Source organism: Exiguobacterium profundum (assembly GCF_001909285.1).
GTDB lineage: Bacteria > Bacillota > Bacilli > Exiguobacteriales > Exiguobacteriaceae > Exiguobacterium > Exiguobacterium profundum.
The window spans coordinates 1,837,293-1,853,634 of record NZ_MRSV01000001.1 but is presented as its reverse complement, the minus strand read 5'-3'; the positions used below and the strand labels follow the sequence as shown (position 1 = coordinate 1,853,634).

Sequence of the window (16,342 nt, the reverse complement as noted above, 5' to 3'; positions counted from 1 at the left end):
GTGGGTATAACATAGTGACAGGCAGATTACTGTCATCACACATCGTATACGTTCTGACCTTTCAAAGGAGGAATGAGGAATGAAGCTTTCAGGAAAAACGGCAATTGTCACTGGCGCAGGTTCAGGCATGGGGCGGGCCATCGCCAAACTGTTTGCGGAAGAAGGCGCACGAGTCGTCGCCTTCGACTTGAATGAAGATGCTGTGCAGGCGGTAGTTGATGAAATCAAAGCAGCGGGTGGGGAAGTTCTTGGCATTGCTGGTAACGTGACGAATCAAACGGATATTGACAAACTCGTCGATGCGGCGAAAGAAACGTTCGGCTCGGTCGACATTCTCGTCAATAACGCGGGAATCATGGACAACTTCATGACGGTGGGAGAAGTGACGGATGAATTATGGGACCGTGTCCTTGGCGTCAATTTGACCGGACCGATGAAACTTTCACGTGCCGCCATCCAAGTGATGGAGAAGCAGAACCGGGGTGGCGTCATCATCAACAATGCATCGGTCGGAGGATTATTCGGTACACGAGGTGGTGCAGCGTATGTGGCCTCAAAACATGCGTTAATCGGATTGACGAAGAACATCGCGGCGACACATGGCACGCTCGGTAAGATTCGAGCAAACGCCATCGCACCGGGTGGCGTCAATACGAATATTGGGTCAACCATCACAGCACCGAGCGAACTTGGGATGCGCGCCATTCAAGGGGCGGGGGAAGCCCCGATGGGAGAACCAGAGCAAATCGCGAACGTCGCCCTCTTTTTAGCATCGGATGATTCGAGCTTCGTGAATGGAGATGTTTTGAAAGCCGATGGTGGGTGGACCGCAAGATAAAAGAAAAGAGCCGGTTATTCGGCTCTTTTCTTTTGGTATTGTTTTCGATAGGCGAGCGGGGTGATTGCATGATGTGCTTTGAATGTCTGTACGAAGTGACTGACACTTGAGTAGCTCAGGCGATTGGCGATGTCTGCGATACCTTCCGTCAAATCTTCTAATAAAGTGGCGGCCCGCTCCATTCGCTTCATCTGTACATACGCAATAGGAGATGTGTCTCCAAAGAATAAAAACAAACGAGAGCACTCACTTCGACTCACACTGCCCGCATGAGCGATTTGGGCTAATGTCGGTCTGTCCTCTATATGAGCGTCGACATAAGCAAGCATATGACGAAGACTTTCCCGTTTGTTCTCATTCTTCATCGTTTCAGTCTCTTGCTGAATCCAGTAGCGCCAGATGACTGTACATTGAAGTGTCGCATCCATCAATGCGAGTGGACCGTCCGCAGATAAATGTTGAACGGCCCGTTCAATCGTCTGAATAATAGATTGATGACCTCGTTCCGGTTTTATCATATGTATGGACTTTTCAGTATTTAGATATGGCGTCACATATCGCTTCGCCAACTCGGGATGGAACAAAGCAGTCGGATCAAATTCGAGTAACCTCATTGGTGACGCTTCCTCGATTTTCTCAACCATGACACTTTATCCTCGTGCCAAGAGAACGGCTTCTCTTGGATGAAGGGTGAGGCTTACTCCGTTCACTCGAATCACGGACATAAAAGACTTGCAAAAAAGAACAGTGAAGTGATCAGTCACCTTTAATGTCAATGATCCGTGACGAATCATCTCGATACTCTTCAAAAGAGCCATCCTCCTCGTTTCGGAAATTTCCCGACATTTCATTTCGATTGTTCACGGAGAAACACTTTGAAATGAGCATGAACTGGGACGAATCTGACATTTTTAATCATCGTTCATTAAAAGATACAATCGAGTTTCTTCTATATAAGAGTTTAAAAAATCAGCCAACCGGTAAACGCAGCATGCACGAGAATTGCAACAGGCACTCCGATTCGGAATTTCGGTTTTAGCGTCTTATGACGAAAGACGCGCATCGCCAAATAGGCACCGAACGCTCCACCGATCCATGCCATCGTCAACAATGTCCGCTCAGAAATACGCCAAGCCCCAATGCGAGACCGTCGTTTATCGACAAAATATGACACAAACGCTAGTAAATTAGTCACAATGTAATATAGCAGTAATAGTTCCAAAGACCAAAACCTCCTTTTTTCTCTCTATAGTATATCTTAAATTGGCTCTGTGAAGCCGTTTCAATAGATTGAAACAATTTTCAGAAACCTCTCATCCTCGTGAATTGTTCTGTAAATGAACTGATAACACTCTCATATCGTCCTGTAATCGCTGTGAAATATACAGGTGTTACAGTAAGGGGGCGTTAGAAAAGGGAGGAAAATTCTTATGAAAAAACCACTATTGACACTAACGGCACTCGCTGGCCTTAGTTTAGGAGTCGCTGCTCCAGCTTCGGCAGCATCAACACACACAGTTCAGTCTGGAGATACACTCTATCGTATCGCCGTGAACAACAACGTCTCTGTAAACGACATCAAACAAGCGAACGGCTTAAACTCAAATATGATTTATCCGAACCAAGTCTTGAAACTTGGAAAGGCAGAAGCAAAATCACAAGCTTCTACTGCATCTAAAACGTATACAGTTAAATCAGGTGATACACTTTATCGTATCGCATTGAACCACGGGATCTCTGTCAATCAATTGATGACTTGGAACGGTCTTGATTCAGATCTTATTTTCCCTGGGCAAGAGTTCGCCGTGAAAGGTGCAGCCGCTGCATCTGTAGCGAACGATGCGAAGACAACAGCACCGAAGACATCGACATCAGAACCTGTAACAAAAACTGCATCGTCTACAACGCAAACCCAAGCTCCGGCTTCAGGTCAGACAATGACAGTTGAAGCGACAGCTTATACACCATATTGTGCAGGATGTTCTGGTATCACAGCGACAGGAATCGACGTTCGTTAGAACCCGAACCAAAAAGTCATCGCGGTTGACCCTTCTGTCATTCCGCTCGGCTCTAAAGTATGGGTTGAAGGATACGGAGAAGCCATCGCAGGAGACACTGGTGGTGCCATCAAAGGAAACAAAATCGATATCTTGATGCCGACACAAGAGCAAGCACTTGCTTTCGGTCGCCAATCAATCACAATCAAAGTCTTGAACTAATTCAAGCTGATCAAAGACACTGCCATTGGGCGGTGTCTTTTTTTTGTCTTTACCTTCTCCCAAGGATTCTTCACTTTCGTCAGTCCGAGTCGCTTCGCGAGTGGTTTAATCGTCAATCCATGTAGGGCGACAGACGTTACGACTAAACCGAGTGTGATTGGCAACATCCGTTCCGCATCTTCAATTCCCAGTTCGGCAATCTCTTGTGCAAAGAAACCGGTCACCGTCATCGCAACAATACCTCGAGGGGCAATCCAGCTGATGAGTGCCCGTTCTTGAGCGGATAGTGGAGAACCGAGGAGCGACGTCTGCACCGAGATCGGTCGGACAAAAAATAAGATTCCGAGAATCGACAAGAGGAGAGGCCAATCGAAAATGGCGAGTAAACTATCACGTGTCAAACTTGCCGTCAGAATGATAAAGACTGTCGAAACCAGTAAAATCGAAATGTTCTCTTTAAACTCACGAAGCTGTTTCAGAATATGCATATGTCCATGCTTTGAATTTGCCATCGTCAATCCCATTGCCGTTACAGCCAATAGCCCGACCTCGCTCATGACCCATTCACTGATTGAATATACGAGGAGGACCCCAGAGAACGTGAGGGTTGTTCTTAAATATTCAGGGACTTTCTCATTCCCGAACAAACGAATTAATAGATGTCCAACGGCAATCCCAAAGGCGACCGCGACGAAACAAAAACAAAAAAATGGCAAGTGGCTCGCGAGCCCGTCGTTTTGATAGAAGATGAATCCCACTCGAACGACAAAGAGTCCAATCAAGGCGCCAAGAGGATCGACGATGATCCCTTCCCATTTCAAGACTTTAGCTGGGCGTGCGGACAAGTTAGCTTGTCGAAGTAACGGAATGATGACGGTCGGTCCGGTCACGACAAAGATGGCACCGAGCGTAAATGCTGGCAACCAATGAAAATCTCCAACCATGATGAGCAAAATCGAGGTCAAGATAAAAGAAACGAATACCCCGACCGTGACGAGACGAAAGATTGATCTCCGCAAATCGTCAATCTCCCTGAATTCGAGACTGAGGCTTCCTTCAAACAGGATGAGCGCCACCGCGATGGAGATGAGTGGGCTATAAAGCTCACCGAGTATCCGATCCGGCTCCAACCAACCGAAAATCGGTCCGACTAGAATCCCTGCAACCGTCATAATCAAGATGGCTGGAAAGTCAAATCGCCAAGCGAGTAACTGCGAAAGTGCACCGATGAGGACAAGTAAGCTGAACCCAATCATCATGTCTTCCATAAGCTTCCCCCCGATTCTTCACTTCTTCATTAATGTATACCCAAATCAGGAAAAACATTTGCTAAGATTGTTTGATTTCGGGTAAGAATTGAAAGAAAGGGAGGGATACCATGGAAGTGACTATCGGACTCATTATCGTCATCATGACTTGGCTCATCTTATTGCTTAACCTCACGTTTGCAATCACCATTATCTTTTTTGAAAGGCGTGACATTGGAACGACTTGGGCGTGGTTACTCGTCCTCTTCTTCTTGCCTCTCATCGGATTCTTCGTCTACATCTTCTTCGGTCGATTGATCAAATCTCAAAACTTTTATGAAGTCGAAGAAGAGAAACGTGAAGCGTATCATCATCATGTGGCGGAGCAACTTGACCAATTGGACCAATCCATGGCACCGTTCAATCATCCACTTCTATTGAAGCACCGACGACTCGCACGATTGAATCTCGTATCGACGAATGCGATGATGTCTTTCCAGAACGATATCGACGTACTTCACGACGGAAAAGAGAAGTTTGATCGACTGTTTCGAGATATCGAACAGGCGACGAAAGAAGTGAACATTCAATATTACATCATCCAAAACGATGCGCTGGGTCAATCGTTAATTCGCTTATTGACCGAAAAGGCAAAACAAGGATTACGTGTCCGACTCCTCTACGATGCGGTAGGCTCGAGGGGACTGAGGCACAAACACTTTAAGGACCTGCTGGCCCACGGTGGGGAAGTCAAATCGTTCTTTCCGTCCAAACTCGGTATCAACTTCCGCGTCAATAATCGAAATCACCGAAAGCTCTGCGTCGTTGACGGAGAACTTGGTTATATCGGCGGCTTCAACGTCGGGGATGAGTATCTCGGAAAGGATGAGCATTTCGGTTATTGGCGAGATGTTCACTTACGAATTTCAGGCGACGCCGTTAAGGAATTGCTCGAACGATTCATCCTGGATTGGAATCGCTCTGTCCCGACACGAACGAAGGCACAGAAAGACGACTTTGTTTGGCCAATCGAAGGGATTGCTCGTCATGCGTCCCCGGTTCAAATCGTGACATCGGGTCCAAACTCGTCGACGGAGCATTTAAAGAATATGCTCGTCAAAATGATCACCCAGTCGAAAGAATGTATCTATATCCAGACTCCCTACTTCATCCCGGATGCAAGTTTTCTTGATGCCTGTCGAATCGCCCTGATGGCGGGTACTAAGATCAAACTGATGATCCCGAACAAGCCCGACCATATGTTTGTCTACTGGGCGACCTATGCGAACGCTGCGGAGCTCGTACGTTACGGGGCAGAAGTGTTCACGTATGAGGAAGGATTCCTTCATGCGAAAACACTCGTCATTGACGGAGAAGTCGCATCAATTGGGACGACGAACATCGACGCCCGAAGTTTCCGCCTCAACTTTGAAATTTCAGCGCTCGTCTTCGACAAAGACGTCGCTCAGTCCGTCATCGATGCGTTCGAGCGAGACGAGGCACGCGCTGAGCGGTTAACGATCGAACGATATGAATCGAGGACACGTTGGATTCGCTTCAAAGAGAGCGTGTCCCGCCTTCTCAGTCCAATTTTATAATGAAAAACATCCGGTCAGAAGGAACTCCTCTGCCGGATGTTTTTTAGCGTTTATTCACTTGTTCAACGAGTCGTTCGAATGAATCACTGATTGCTTGTGGCGCTTCCTTGTCACCATACTCTGCGGCCTCTAACCAATCTGCATAAAGCCTGTGGTCCGTGAACTCGATTCGCTGCAACCAATCAGCCACCGTCTCCTCTCGATGACGTGGGTGATGCTGTTCTAACTTTCGTCCCGTCTCAAGAAGGCGAATCTGGCGAGGCGAGCGGACGATCCGCTTATCTGAGAGTGTCGGGTGGTGAATACTCCTAGGAATCATTCCATCTTCCTGGATGTCTTTTCGCTTCTGCAAGTAGAAGAACAATCCTACCCCAAGAAGCAAGATCATTACAAACACTCCAATATAGAACAGCGAGTTATTCGATGCGGACGCGAGCAATGTCTCTTGCGCCACTGTCTCCGCATCTAGGTTCGGGTTATCCGGTACGAGGAAGCGGTTTACGCGATCATTCGGGTCGAGTACGATTCCATCAAACCAGCTACCAATCCACAAAAAGAAAGGAGTGATCCAGGCGACGACATTACCAAACAATAGCTCTTTAATCGTACGAATGATAAGAGAGACAATCAGCCCGATGCCTAGGCCGACGGTCAACATCGTCACCATCCGCTTGTAGTCGCGACGGTAATACAGGTTTCGATGCCAAATCAAAAAGATGAACGGAAAGAGCACCATCGCGAGCGATTGCGATGCCGGGGGGAATAACCAGTCCGCCACCAAAAACAATACGCTCGCCATCGCGTAACGGTCCGTCCAATCCAACGTCCGTATGAAGGCATGAACGTATGTGAATATCAAAAGCATGATGCTCATCTCATAAGAGAAATAAAGGGCACCGACGCTCAGGAACGTCTGTACAATCAGTTGTGTATTCCGAGGGAGACGAAGTGTCAATAAGAAGAGCAATGGAAACACGTGCCCGATGTAAAATGCTGCGAAGACCCACCATAACCTTCTCATTGACCGTCACCCCCCAAGCGGAGAATCGACTGATTCCCACTGTATTTGGCGACCTTTCGTTCAAACAAGGAGCGAGCAAGCGGAAAATCACTCTCGGACAGACAAGCGAACGTCGTCATAATCTTCCGAAAATGTACCTCACCACTTCCCGGTTGAAGGTCATACGTGATTCCATCCTTCGTAAGCGTCGGGACAATCAGACCGTAACTCGCATTTTCTTTCTCGAAATCACGGCATAATGCGGCAGCTTGCGAGATGAGGCGCTCCATCTGATAGGTGAGGGCACGCCCATCCTTCGTCAACAAGTCGAGGACGATGACATATTCATTTGCTTGTACCGGTTGCTCGGTACGGGCCAGCAGTTCGCCCGTCTTCGCATAGGCAGACCAATATAGCTGTCGCATCGGTTGCCCATGATATGGAGTGACCGATTGGAACGTCTCCGGGTCACGATAGGCACTATGACGAACCATCTCCTCACCTGGGAGAGTAGGGGGACGTTTCGGAATCGGATAGGGCGAAAACTCTGGGAAGACATAGCCGATGCGTGGGAGTGAGTCCTCTTTATAGAGCGAGAACATGCGTAACGGATCCCGAATTTCCATCCCGATAGCCTCAAGGCGGATAGGACCTCGCTTCTTCGCATGGAGCGGGATTGTGAAGTCGACAGTCGCATTCGTCTCGACAAAGTTCTCCTGCCGCCAAAACGCATGTCCTTCTGATTCCACGGTGGGATGCAAATAGCCGGATAGGCGGACAACGCCAAGCGGGACTTTTGCCGTCGACACAAGTTTCAAGACATAGACGGCCTCGTCATTCGGAAAGAGTTTCATCTCCTCAGTGAGGTCGACATGGATTTGTTCTGCCAATCGAAACATAAAAGATGGCATGACCAGTGCATAGAGACTGAATCCAATCAATAGACTGGCAATCAAGACGTTCCCATAAAGTGCCGTGAAGACCCCGACGACGAACAGGAGCCACATATAGCCGGACTCGAGATAGCGTGGGCTGACTAACTGCATCTTACACCTCTGAGGGGACCGGGATGGTCTCGAGTACAGATTTGATCAACTTTGACGGCTTCGTCTTCAGCGACGCTTCGACCGTCAAGACGATTCGATGCCCTAAAATCGGAAGCGCGAGTGCCCGAATATCTTCTGGTGAGACATAGTCGCGTCCTTCCATATAGGCATGAGCCCGAGCCGCCATCGTATACGCGAGCGTCGCACGTGGACTTGGTCCAACCTCGATGTCACGATGATGACGAAGTGACTCCATCAAATCCAGTAAGTAATCCTCCATCGCCTCGTGGAATCGGACATCTCGTACCTCTTGTTGCATCTTCAACAATTCGTCCTGTTGCAGAGAGAAAGATTCTGAAGCGAGGTGCTCATTGCGAATCAGTCGTCGTTCGGAATCTCGCGAGAGGGGAGCGAGTGTCAATTTGAATAAGAAACGGTCCAATTGAGCCTGCGGGAGCGGAAACGTCCCTTGTCCATCGAATGGGTTTTGAGTGGCAATCATAAAGAATGGTTCCGGTAGCTTAAGCGACACTTCCCCGAGTGTCACTTGACGTTCCTGCATCGCCTCAAGCAACGCAGATTGTGTACGTGGCGTCGTCCGGTTAATCTCATCGACAAGTAGAATCGATGTGAAAATCGGACCCGTCCGACGTTCGAACGCTCCGGTCGTCGGATTGAATAACTCCATTCCTAAAATATCACTTGGCAATGTATCCGGGGTACACTGTACACGCTGAAATGTCGCTGATATCGAACTTGCCAAACTACGGGCAAGTGTAGTCTTCCCAGTACCGGGACGGTCCTCGAGTAAAACGTGACCTCCTGATAGTAATGCAATCGAAGCGAGCTTGATGGCTTTCGATTGACCAATGACTTGATCATTCAAATGTGAAACCCATGGATGGTTCATTCAAAATCCCCCTATATTTTTCTGATAATTAAGAAAATCATAGCATAATCGGTTCAGGAGATGTATCAAAAATCCATTTCACTAAAAAAGACCGACCGGCATAAGCCAGTCAGTCAACGTTTTGGAGAATCCAAGTATCGTTCAAAATGACGTTCGAGCCATTCTTGGAAAAAGGACATGAACGTACAGATTGCCCAGTAGATCAACGCCACGACGATATACACTGTCATGTAGTCGAACTCTCGTCCACCGACAATCTTGGCCTTGTTAAATATCTCAGGTACCGTGATCATCGCAGCGAGCGAACTCGCTTTAATCAGATCGAGAAAAACGTTCGAGAGCGGCGGAAGGGCAATCCGTGTCGCCTGCGGTAGGACGACTCCCTTCAATGTCAACCATTTCCCCATCCCGAGTGAACGAGCCGCCTCAACCTGTCCGTCATCAACCGCACGAATCGAGGAGCGGATGATCTCAGCGATATAGGCGGCAGAATTCAGACTAAATCCGAGAATGGCTGCCGTCAAAGCGGCGAACTCGATTCCGATGAACGGGAATCCCGAATAGAGGATGAACAGAATGATCAAGATGGGGACTCCACGCATGAACGAGATATAGAAAGTCGACGGATAGCGAAGGAGTCGTGTCGGAGACAACTTCCCGAGCGCCAGCAAAAGACCAAGCAGGAGACCAAAAAACATGCTGATGAACGAGATCCAAAGCGTATTCGGTAACCCGCCCAACAGGTAAGGAAACGATTGGATCGCCAGGTCTACGTCAAAGATGGCGTCCCATTTGACATCTGAGAACGACATGCCAACATTACTTCGTTTCGACGATTGTTGCGTCTACGTCAGGTTCTACCGAAACATCGGCACCATTATAGAATTGCTCAGATAGTTCTTTGACTGTACCATCTTCAAGCATTTCATCTAGTACACGATCGATGTTCTCCTGGAGCTCGTCATTTTCTTTATCCATCAAAAATGCTACTTCTTGCGGGTTATAGGCGATATCCGGATGAATCGTGATATCGAACTCAGGGAAGAATGCAAGTGCCAACGTTTGAAGATAATAGTCGTTCAAGATGACATCGGTCCGTCCCGTTGAAACGTCGCGCAAGTACTGGTCGTTCGTGGCGTTGTCATAGATGACTTCTTCTGCTCCATACTTTCGAGCCACATCCATGAAGACAGTCGTCGCCTCACCAGCGGCTTTCTTGCCTTTCAAATCCTCGAGTGATTCAATTCCAGAGAGGTCGCTCTTGCGAACGATAGCAGTCCCGTAAGTGTATTTATACGGTTTTGAAAAGGCGAACTTCTCTTTACGGTCTTCTGTTACCGAGATATCATTTGCAGCGATGTCGATTTGACCGTTCTGAACACTCGTTAACATGTTGTCAAATGCCATTTCTTTGAACTCGATTTCGAGATCAAGGCGTTTGGCGACTTCTTTCATGAGTTCGACATCGAAACCTGTTAACGTATCGCTCTCTTCTTCACGGAAAGAAGCGGGGTAGAGGGTGCCGGCAGTTCCGACCGTCAATGTGCCTTCTTCTTGAATCTCTTCCCAGCGTGTCGTATCTGCTTGATTCGTGCTATCATCACCACAAGCGGCAAGAGGGATTGCAAAAAATAAAGTTGCTGCCAAACCTTTAGTCGTTCGTTTCACAAGAATTCCTCCTTAAGATGGTTCATCTGTCTAAAAATAGCATGACTTCAGCGGTCTAGCAACTGTGAAACATAGTTTAAACAGGTGAATTTAAAATTTGAAACGTTTATTCATAAAGCGTTATCATTCCGGTGAATGCTAAATTCACAACAATGATACAGAAGTAAAATTAAATTGAGACAGAATCGATGAGCCTTATATTACATTCTGGAAAGTAAAATGAGATGAATGAAGAACTAATACGCGATAGAGGAGGCGGAGCGGATGAGTATGATTCGAATCAGAGCCCTAGATGAGGCGCATGTTCACATTGTGAATGATGCAAATGATCCTTTTCCAATCATCGGACGGATAGTTCCCAGTTACATAAATGGTCAATGGTCTTATGTTGAAGAGCTAGATGTCGTGACGAAAGAAACCTCATTTCCAGAAGACCGGATTGATTGGACGCAGTATATCGAACATGACAATCGAATCGTCTTTATAGCGATGGAAGCTGATGAATGTGTCGGACAAATCCGACTCGTGAAGGATTGGAGTCGCTTTGCATACATTGAAAATATCGCGATCCGTCAAACATATCGTAAGCGTGGAATCGGAAAGCTTTTGCTTGAAACAGCCGAACAGAAGGCAAAAGAAAAACGGCTGATCGGCTTATCGCTTGAAGCGCAGAACGATAACTTGATTGCATGTCGCTTTTATAGAAAAGAGGGATTTCAACTCGGAGGCGTCGACTCGATCAAACAATACGCGAATCCACAAATAGAGTTGACCTTGTACTGGTACAAGATTTTTAAGGAATAGGGAACTTTAAAAAAAAGAAAAAATCGCTCTATTTTTTATTAGTTTACATAACATATATTATCAGTAAAAATAATATCTCATCTCATTATCTTAGTATGCTTATGATAGTGAGATGAGATTTGAATTTAAGACGTATGCGTATACCGGATCAATGTGACGCCATGTTCTGGTTCGAATTCGGCACTCGGTTCAAATCCAAGTTTCGTATACAGACGCTTCGCCGGTCCGTTATGCTTGCCCGTATGCACGTAAATCAACTTTCCTTTGTGAATGCTCAATATGTGTTCGAGTAACGTCGTCGCCAGTCTCGCCCGAAAGTATGTCGGGTCGATACATAGTTTCGTGATTTCAACAGTTTTCTCAGATGCTTCCACCGTTACAAACCCAATCAACCGCTCCTCGATATATAAGCCATAACTCGTGCCTGGTAAGTTTTGAATGACATCAATCGTCTCATAGCGCGCTGGGATTTCGTCAAACCCGAGCAGTTCCGCTTCGACCGCATAAGCGTTACGTTGAATCTCGAGCATCTGTTGGGCTTGCTCAAATTGATGAATGGCAACTTCTTTCAGCTGCATGGTGCAACCCTCCCGTTAACGGATAAACTTTCTCGCCTGCTTCCGTTTCGCCCGTTTCAACGCCAAATAGAGCCGGTGTGTCCCTTTGAGTGGCGGACCATGCCCTACGAAGGTAAGGAGTGGTGACAAGTCCACTAGGCGCTCCGCGCTCTCGACGGCAACGGACCGATTCCATGTCGCGAGTCCTGGTAATGGGAATAACGGCCGAACATCTCCCGCCACCGCTGCCCCTCCCTGAGTTTGAAAAGCGTCACCTGCAAATAATACCCGATTTACCTCGTCATAGTACGCAATCGACCCTGGTGTATGACCCGCTGCATCTAGGACACGTAAACCGAATAACCGCTCACCAATATCTAGTACCGCATCCGGTGTAGAACGAATCGTCGGCAAAGAACCACGAATCTTGTTCTGCTCTTCTTCCTCTAGCGACCAATCTCCCGATAAGAGGCGGGCATCACGTCGGGAGATGAAGAGTTCAGCGAGCGGATGTTCTGCTTTGATCGCGTCTACCCCACCGATATGATCCCCATGAGCATGCGTTAACAATATCGCGAGGAGTGGCTTGTCGAGTTCGGCGATATACGACAGGATATCGGTCGCGTTCCGCTTCAGCGCCGTGTCGATCAAGACGAGTCCGAGCTCATGCTCAAACAGTTGAACGTTGATTGGCAGTACGGGAGCGTAAAAGGTCAGTTGATGGATATGTCCATATCGTCTTACTTGCATCATTGAGCCTCCTAGTCGAATAAAGTGGTCCAGTCTTCTTCTTGCCAATGTGCGTCAAAGCACATATGAATCTGTTCGATCGTATTGCGGGCAAGGGAGAGATCAGGTAAATCGTCTCGTTCAAAGAAACCGACGTCACTCGTCTCCACGCCGGCGCCCCCCTCCCCGTCACCAATCAGTGCACACTCGATGAAAAGTTTGTAATAATGCTCCGAGAGAGGTGGGTGTGGATGTTCATGCATATCGAACAAGGCGAGCAACCGTACTGGAATCACATCCAGGCCAGCCTCTTCCTCTACTTCTTTGATGATATTCGAGGCAGGAGAGCGATTCACTTCACAGAAACCGCCGGGTAAGGTCCACAACCCATCTGACCGCTCCTTCACGAGCAGGATTCGGTCATCTTTGAAGATGACGCCTCGCACATCAAGTTTCGGAGTCGGATAACCGTTTACATGAACGAGTTGTAAGATGGCCTCGTTCGATAAGTCCGAGTGCCGTTCATACATCTCTCTTACGATTTCTTGTAACTCTTCGTACCGTTCTCGATCATATTGATCACGCGTGAACGTCAGACCGGCCTGAGACAGCGCCTGAATCCGTTTCGCCCACGTCAGCCATTGAGACATATAGATCCCCCTATCTTTTGTCCTACATGTCTTTTTCGGCAAATTGATGCATTCTTCCTTTTCATAACTCACATTCTCTGACATCAGTTTTCAATCACGTATACTAAAAGAAAATGGAGGTGAGATGTTGAGGATACGCTATGAATTAATCAGATTCAGAAAAGATCTCGCACGTTATACCATGTCCGACTTGCGATACAAGCATGCCCCGAGCATCTGGTCCATAGGCCAAATGTTTGACCATCTCATTTTGGTCGCAGAGGAGTATTTAGAAGAGGCCGACCGCTGCCTACGTGGTGAGGGTGAACTCGGTGGAGAGAAAACGTCTTTTGGAGAAAAGTTGTTCGAACGGGGAGACTTTCCACCGATAAAAATCGAGCTCCCACCTGAGATGAATCAACCACCGAACAATACTGACTCGAAAGATCGATTGCGAGAACGCATGACCATCTTAATCTCAAAGATGGATACGTTGGAATCCCGTTTGAACGATGCAGATGACAATCGAAAGACGCTTCACGGTGGGTTCGGCTGGCTGAATGCGAGAGAATGGTTCAACCTCATCGAGATGCACACGCGGCACCATCGACGACAACAACACGATCTAGAGACATGGCTACGACAAAAAGACCTGTGAACGGCGAATCAGCCAAATCACAGGTCTTTTGATTAATCGAGATACACGTCCTCGATTTCACCGAACGAGTCTTCGTCAAAGACGAACGAGCCGTTGGCATAGCGATCGAGTAGCGTAAGGGTTTTTGTCTTTACTTGTTTTGCTTTTTCTTTTCCGACGATATGAAGCGTCTCATCCCCATGCACCGGAAGCACACGACGGATTTGGTGCGGTTTTGATTTGACCTCACGAATGAGCATCGTCCCCCGAAGGTTGCGGTTCGTACAGTCGAACTGGTCCTCGAGCTTCATCTTCTTGACCGCTCCCCGTTGCGTCACGAGAACGAATAATGGTGGCGTGAAGAAGGAGAAGGCATCGGCGACGAGGTCACCGTCTTTCAGGTTCATCGCCTTCACACCGGCTGCCCGCTGTCCGACGACAGGGACATCATCCTCTTTGAACCAGAGCCCGTATCCACGCTCTGAAACAAGGAACAACTGCCCTGGACCGTCACTGATCCCGGCGAAGACGACCTCGTCGTCACCTTTCAGCTTCAAGGCCATGAGTGGTTTCGATTTCCGCTGCGCGTCGTAGTCGCGTAACGGTGTACGTTTGACCATCCCGTCTTTCGTCACGAAGAGGCAATGGGCGTCCGTATCAAACGTCGAGACGACGTCTGCCGAGATAACCTGTTCCCCTTCAATCGGAACGAGGTTGGCCACGTGTTGTCCGGCATCCTTCCACTTCGATTCTGGAATCTGATGGATCGGGATGAGGAGGTAGCTGCCCTTGTTCGTCCAGACGAGCAAGTGGTCCGTCGTCATGGCTTGTGTCGTAAGGAGTGGACGATCCTTTTCTTTCATCTCCGGTAAAACGTCACTCGACGCTCCATACGAACGCATCGAGGCACGTTTGACGTACCCGTCACGGCTGACGAATACCATCGTCTCTTCGACAGCAATCATAACTTCCGTCTTCAGTTTTAATTCCTCAACTTCCGACTCGATGACCGAACGACGGTCATCTCCGAACTCGTCACGCAATGCCGTAAGTTCTTTCACGATCAACTTCCGTTTTGTCGCGTCCACGTCGAGGATGTTTGAGAGGCGGGCAATCTCTTTTTGGAGCGCCTTTGCCTCTTTTTGCAACTCGACGATGTCCGTATTCGTGAGTCGATACAATTGGAGCATGACGACGGCTTCGGCTTGTCGTTCCGTGAATGAGAACCGCTCCATCAGTTTCTTCTTCGCGTCCGCCTTGTCTTTGGCGGAACGGATCAATTCAAGTGTCTCATCGAGGACCGAGATGGCTTGTTCTAAGGCATCGACGATTTCAGCGCGTTTCTTCGCCTGCTCGAGCTCGAACGTCGTCCTGCGCGTCACGACCTCTTCGACATGCTTCAAGTAAGCATCGATGATCGGGATGATTCCCATCTGCTTCGGCGTCCGGTTCACGATGGAGACCATATTATAGTTATAGGCGAGTTGCAAGTCCGTATGCTTCAAAAAGAAGTGAAGCACACCTTCTGCGTCGGCCTCTTTCTTCAATTCGATGACGACTCGAAGTCCCGTCCGATCTGTTTCGTCACGGACTTCTGCGACGCCTTCAACCTTTTTATCGAGGCGGAGCTCTTCCATCTTTTTGACGAGGTTCGCCTTATTCACTTCATACGGAAGTTCTGTGATCGTGATCTGTTCACGGCCACCTTTTAATTGCTCAATCTCGGACTTCGCCCGGATGATGACCTTCCCTTTACCGGTCTCGAACGCCTTTAGGATACCGTCTTTACCCATGACCGTCCCCCCGGTCGGGAAGTCAGGACCCGTGACATACTCGAGTGCATCTTTAGCGGTATCGACCTGACCTTTCAAACGTGCGATGGCAAGGTTGAGGACTTCTGTCAAGTTATGCGGTGGGATCTCCGTCGCATAACCGGCTGAAATCCCTGTCGTTCCGTTCATGAGCAGGTTCGGGAGGAGCGACGGCAAGACGAGCGGTTCTTCCGTTGAATCGTCAAAGTTCGGCGTGTAATCGACCGTATTCTTCGCGATTGACGTCAACATGACACCCGCAATCTTCGAGAGACGGGCTTCCGTGTAACGCATGGCCGCCGCCGGGTCACCATCCATCGATCCGTTGTTCCCATGCATGTCGATGAGCGGATACCGGAGTTTCCAATCTTGTGAGAGACGTACCATCGCCTCATAGACGGACGAGTCACCGTGCGGGTGATAGTTCCCGATGACGTTCCCGACCGTCTTCGCAGACTTCCGATAGGGCTTATCGTTCGTATTCCCCTCGTGGTGCATCGCATATAGAATCCTGCGCTGTACAGGCTTGAGTCCGTCACGTGCGTCCGGTAAGGCACGGTCTTGGATGATATATTTTGAGTAACGCCCGAACCGGTCTCCAACGACCTGTTCGAGAGATAGGTTTAAAATGTGTTGAATCGTCGACATC

The 16,342-nt window shown here is 48.3% G+C and carries 16 protein-coding genes and 1 pseudogene; 5 read left to right on the top strand and 12 right to left on the bottom strand.

All coding sequences use genetic code 11. The features are described from left to right. Positions 1-79: 79 nt before the first annotated feature. Positions 80-838: a glucose 1-dehydrogenase gene (locus tag BBB58_RS09595; protein WP_074037013.1), complete on the top strand. Its 759-nt coding sequence runs from the start codon at positions 80-82 to the stop codon at positions 836-838. A gap of 14 nt (positions 839-852) precedes the next feature. Here the strand turns inward: BBB58_RS09595 and BBB58_RS09590 are convergent, their stop codons facing one another. Continuing rightward, positions 853-1,482 (bottom strand): helix-turn-helix transcriptional regulator, encoded by a 630-nt coding sequence (locus BBB58_RS09590; RefSeq protein ID WP_074037012.1) that lies wholly within the window; start codon positions 1,480-1,482, stop codon positions 853-855. 317 nt (positions 1,483-1,799) lie between these two features. Then, a complete protein-coding gene (locus BBB58_RS09585; RefSeq protein WP_074037011.1) occupies positions 1,800-2,060 on the bottom strand; it encodes a DUF1294 domain-containing protein in 261 nt (86 codons plus the stop codon). A 208-nt stretch (positions 2,061-2,268) separates the two neighbouring features. On the opposite strand from BBB58_RS09585, the pseudogene BBB58_RS15665 reads away from it, so the two are divergent. After that, positions 2,269-3,057, top strand: a pseudogene (locus BBB58_RS15665) (3D domain-containing protein). Here BBB58_RS15665 and BBB58_RS09575 read toward each other — a convergent pair. Beyond that, positions 3,054-4,325, bottom strand: a complete 1,272-nt coding sequence (locus tag BBB58_RS09575; RefSeq protein ID WP_074037010.1) for a cation:proton antiporter — start codon at positions 4,323-4,325, stop codon at positions 3,054-3,056. The pseudogene BBB58_RS15665 and the gene BBB58_RS09575 overlap by 4 nt on opposite strands. A 110-nt stretch (positions 4,326-4,435) precedes the next feature. Here BBB58_RS09575 and cls point away from each other — a divergent pair, with 110 nt between their 5' ends. Next, positions 4,436-5,902, top strand: coding sequence for a cardiolipin synthase (gene cls, locus BBB58_RS09570; RefSeq protein WP_074037009.1), 1,467 nt, complete (start codon positions 4,436-4,438; stop codon positions 5,900-5,902). A 43-nt stretch (positions 5,903-5,945) separates the two neighbouring features. Here the strand turns inward: cls and BBB58_RS09565 are convergent, their stop codons facing one another. The 5 genes from BBB58_RS09565 to BBB58_RS09545 all read right to left on the bottom strand — a co-directional run bounded on the left by BBB58_RS09565 (position 5,946) and on the right by BBB58_RS09545 (position 10,526). Next, positions 5,946-6,923: a hypothetical protein gene (locus BBB58_RS09565; protein WP_074037008.1), complete on the bottom strand. Its 978-nt coding sequence runs from the start codon at positions 6,921-6,923 to the stop codon at positions 5,946-5,948. Continuing rightward, a complete protein-coding gene (locus tag BBB58_RS09560; protein ID WP_012726320.1) occupies positions 6,920-7,948 on the bottom strand; it encodes a DUF58 domain-containing protein in 1,029 nt (342 codons plus the stop codon). The genes BBB58_RS09565 and BBB58_RS09560 overlap by 4 nt, the downstream gene beginning before the upstream one ends. 1 nt (position 7,949) lies before the next feature. Beyond that, on the bottom strand, positions 7,950-8,858 hold the full coding sequence (locus BBB58_RS09555; RefSeq protein ID WP_012726321.1) for an AAA family ATPase: 909 nt from the start codon (positions 8,856-8,858) through the stop codon (positions 7,950-7,952). A 113-nt stretch (positions 8,859-8,971) separates the two neighbouring features. Then, a complete protein-coding gene (locus BBB58_RS09550) occupies positions 8,972-9,670 on the bottom strand; it encodes an amino acid ABC transporter permease (RefSeq protein WP_074037007.1) in 699 nt (232 codons plus the stop codon). A gap of 7 nt (positions 9,671-9,677) precedes the next feature. Then, positions 9,678-10,526, bottom strand: coding sequence for a transporter substrate-binding domain-containing protein (locus BBB58_RS09545; protein WP_074037006.1), 849 nt, complete (start codon positions 10,524-10,526; stop codon positions 9,678-9,680). A 264-nt stretch (positions 10,527-10,790) separates the two neighbouring features. Here BBB58_RS09545 and BBB58_RS09540 point away from each other — a divergent pair, with 264 nt between their 5' ends. Then, the gene (locus tag BBB58_RS09540; RefSeq protein ID WP_074037005.1) at positions 10,791-11,330 is read left to right on the top strand and encodes a GNAT family N-acetyltransferase; all 540 of its coding nucleotides are present in this window, start codon (positions 10,791-10,793) and stop codon (positions 11,328-11,330) included. Positions 11,331-11,455: 125 nt separating this feature from the next. Here BBB58_RS09540 and BBB58_RS09535 read toward each other — a convergent pair whose 3' ends face one another. The 3 genes from BBB58_RS09535 to BBB58_RS09525 are packed head-to-tail and all read right to left on the bottom strand — an operon-like array spanning position 11,456 to position 13,266. Beyond that, positions 11,456-11,908 carry a GNAT family N-acetyltransferase gene (locus BBB58_RS09535; protein ID WP_012726325.1) on the bottom strand — a complete coding sequence of 151 codons (453 nt, stop codon included), beginning with the start codon at positions 11,906-11,908 and terminating at the stop codon, positions 11,456-11,458. A gap of 15 nt (positions 11,909-11,923) precedes the next feature. Beyond that, positions 11,924-12,637: an MBL fold metallo-hydrolase gene (locus BBB58_RS09530; protein WP_074037004.1), complete on the bottom strand. Its 714-nt coding sequence runs from the start codon at positions 12,635-12,637 to the stop codon at positions 11,924-11,926. 11 nt (positions 12,638-12,648) lie between these two features. Next, positions 12,649-13,266 (bottom strand): NUDIX hydrolase, encoded by a 618-nt coding sequence (locus BBB58_RS09525; RefSeq protein WP_074037003.1) that lies wholly within the window; start codon positions 13,264-13,266, stop codon positions 12,649-12,651. A gap of 124 nt (positions 13,267-13,390) precedes the next feature. Between BBB58_RS09525 and BBB58_RS09520 the strand changes: the two genes are divergently transcribed. Beyond that, positions 13,391-13,903: a DinB family protein gene (locus BBB58_RS09520; protein ID WP_047795306.1), complete on the top strand. Its 513-nt coding sequence runs from the start codon at positions 13,391-13,393 to the stop codon at positions 13,901-13,903. Positions 13,904-13,935: 32 nt separating this feature from the next. On the opposite strand, the gene parC is transcribed toward BBB58_RS09520, so the two are convergent. Next, on the bottom strand, positions 13,936-16,341 hold the full coding sequence (parC, locus tag BBB58_RS09515; RefSeq protein WP_074037002.1) for a DNA topoisomerase IV subunit A: 2,406 nt from the start codon (positions 16,339-16,341) through the stop codon (positions 13,936-13,938). Position 16,342 lies beyond the last annotated feature (1 nt).

Excerpts from the sequence above, each read along its gene's own strand:
- BBB58_RS09595 (WP_074037013.1), top strand. The coding sequence starts at position 80 with ATGAAGCTTTCAGGAAAAACGGCAATTGTCACTGGCGCAGGTTCAGGC.
- BBB58_RS09590 (WP_074037012.1), bottom strand. The coding sequence starts at position 1,482 with ATGGTTGAGAAAATCGAGGAAGCGTCACCAATGAGGTTACTCGAATTT.
- BBB58_RS09575 (WP_074037010.1), bottom strand. The coding sequence starts at position 4,325 with ATGGAAGACATGATGATTGGGTTCAGCTTACTTGTCCTCATCGGTGCA.
- cls (WP_074037009.1), top strand. The coding sequence starts at position 4,436 with ATGGAAGTGACTATCGGACTCATTATCGTCATCATGACTTGGCTCATC.
- BBB58_RS09565 (WP_074037008.1), bottom strand. The coding sequence starts at position 6,923 with ATGAGAAGGTTATGGTGGGTCTTCGCAGCATTTTACATCGGGCACGTG.
- BBB58_RS09560 (WP_012726320.1), bottom strand. The coding sequence starts at position 7,948 with ATGCAGTTAGTCAGCCCACGCTATCTCGAGTCCGGCTATATGTGGCTC.
- BBB58_RS09555 (WP_012726321.1), bottom strand. The coding sequence starts at position 8,858 with ATGAACCATCCATGGGTTTCACATTTGAATGATCAAGTCATTGGTCAA.
- BBB58_RS09550 (WP_074037007.1), bottom strand. The coding sequence starts at position 9,670 with ATGTCGTTCTCAGATGTCAAATGGGACGCCATCTTTGACGTAGACCTG.
- BBB58_RS09540 (WP_074037005.1), top strand. The coding sequence starts at position 10,791 with ATGAGTATGATTCGAATCAGAGCCCTAGATGAGGCGCATGTTCACATT.
- BBB58_RS09535 (WP_012726325.1), bottom strand. The coding sequence starts at position 11,908 with ATGCAGCTGAAAGAAGTTGCCATTCATCAATTTGAGCAAGCCCAACAG.
- BBB58_RS09530 (WP_074037004.1), bottom strand. The coding sequence starts at position 12,637 with ATGCAAGTAAGACGATATGGACATATCCATCAACTGACCTTTTACGCT.
- BBB58_RS09525 (WP_074037003.1), bottom strand. The coding sequence starts at position 13,266 with ATGTCTCAATGGCTGACGTGGGCGAAACGGATTCAGGCGCTGTCTCAG.
- BBB58_RS09520 (WP_047795306.1), top strand. The coding sequence starts at position 13,391 with ATGTTGAGGATACGCTATGAATTAATCAGATTCAGAAAAGATCTCGCA.
- parC (WP_074037002.1), bottom strand. The coding sequence starts at position 16,341 with ATGTCGACGATTCAACACATTTTAAACCTATCTCTCGAACAGGTCGTT.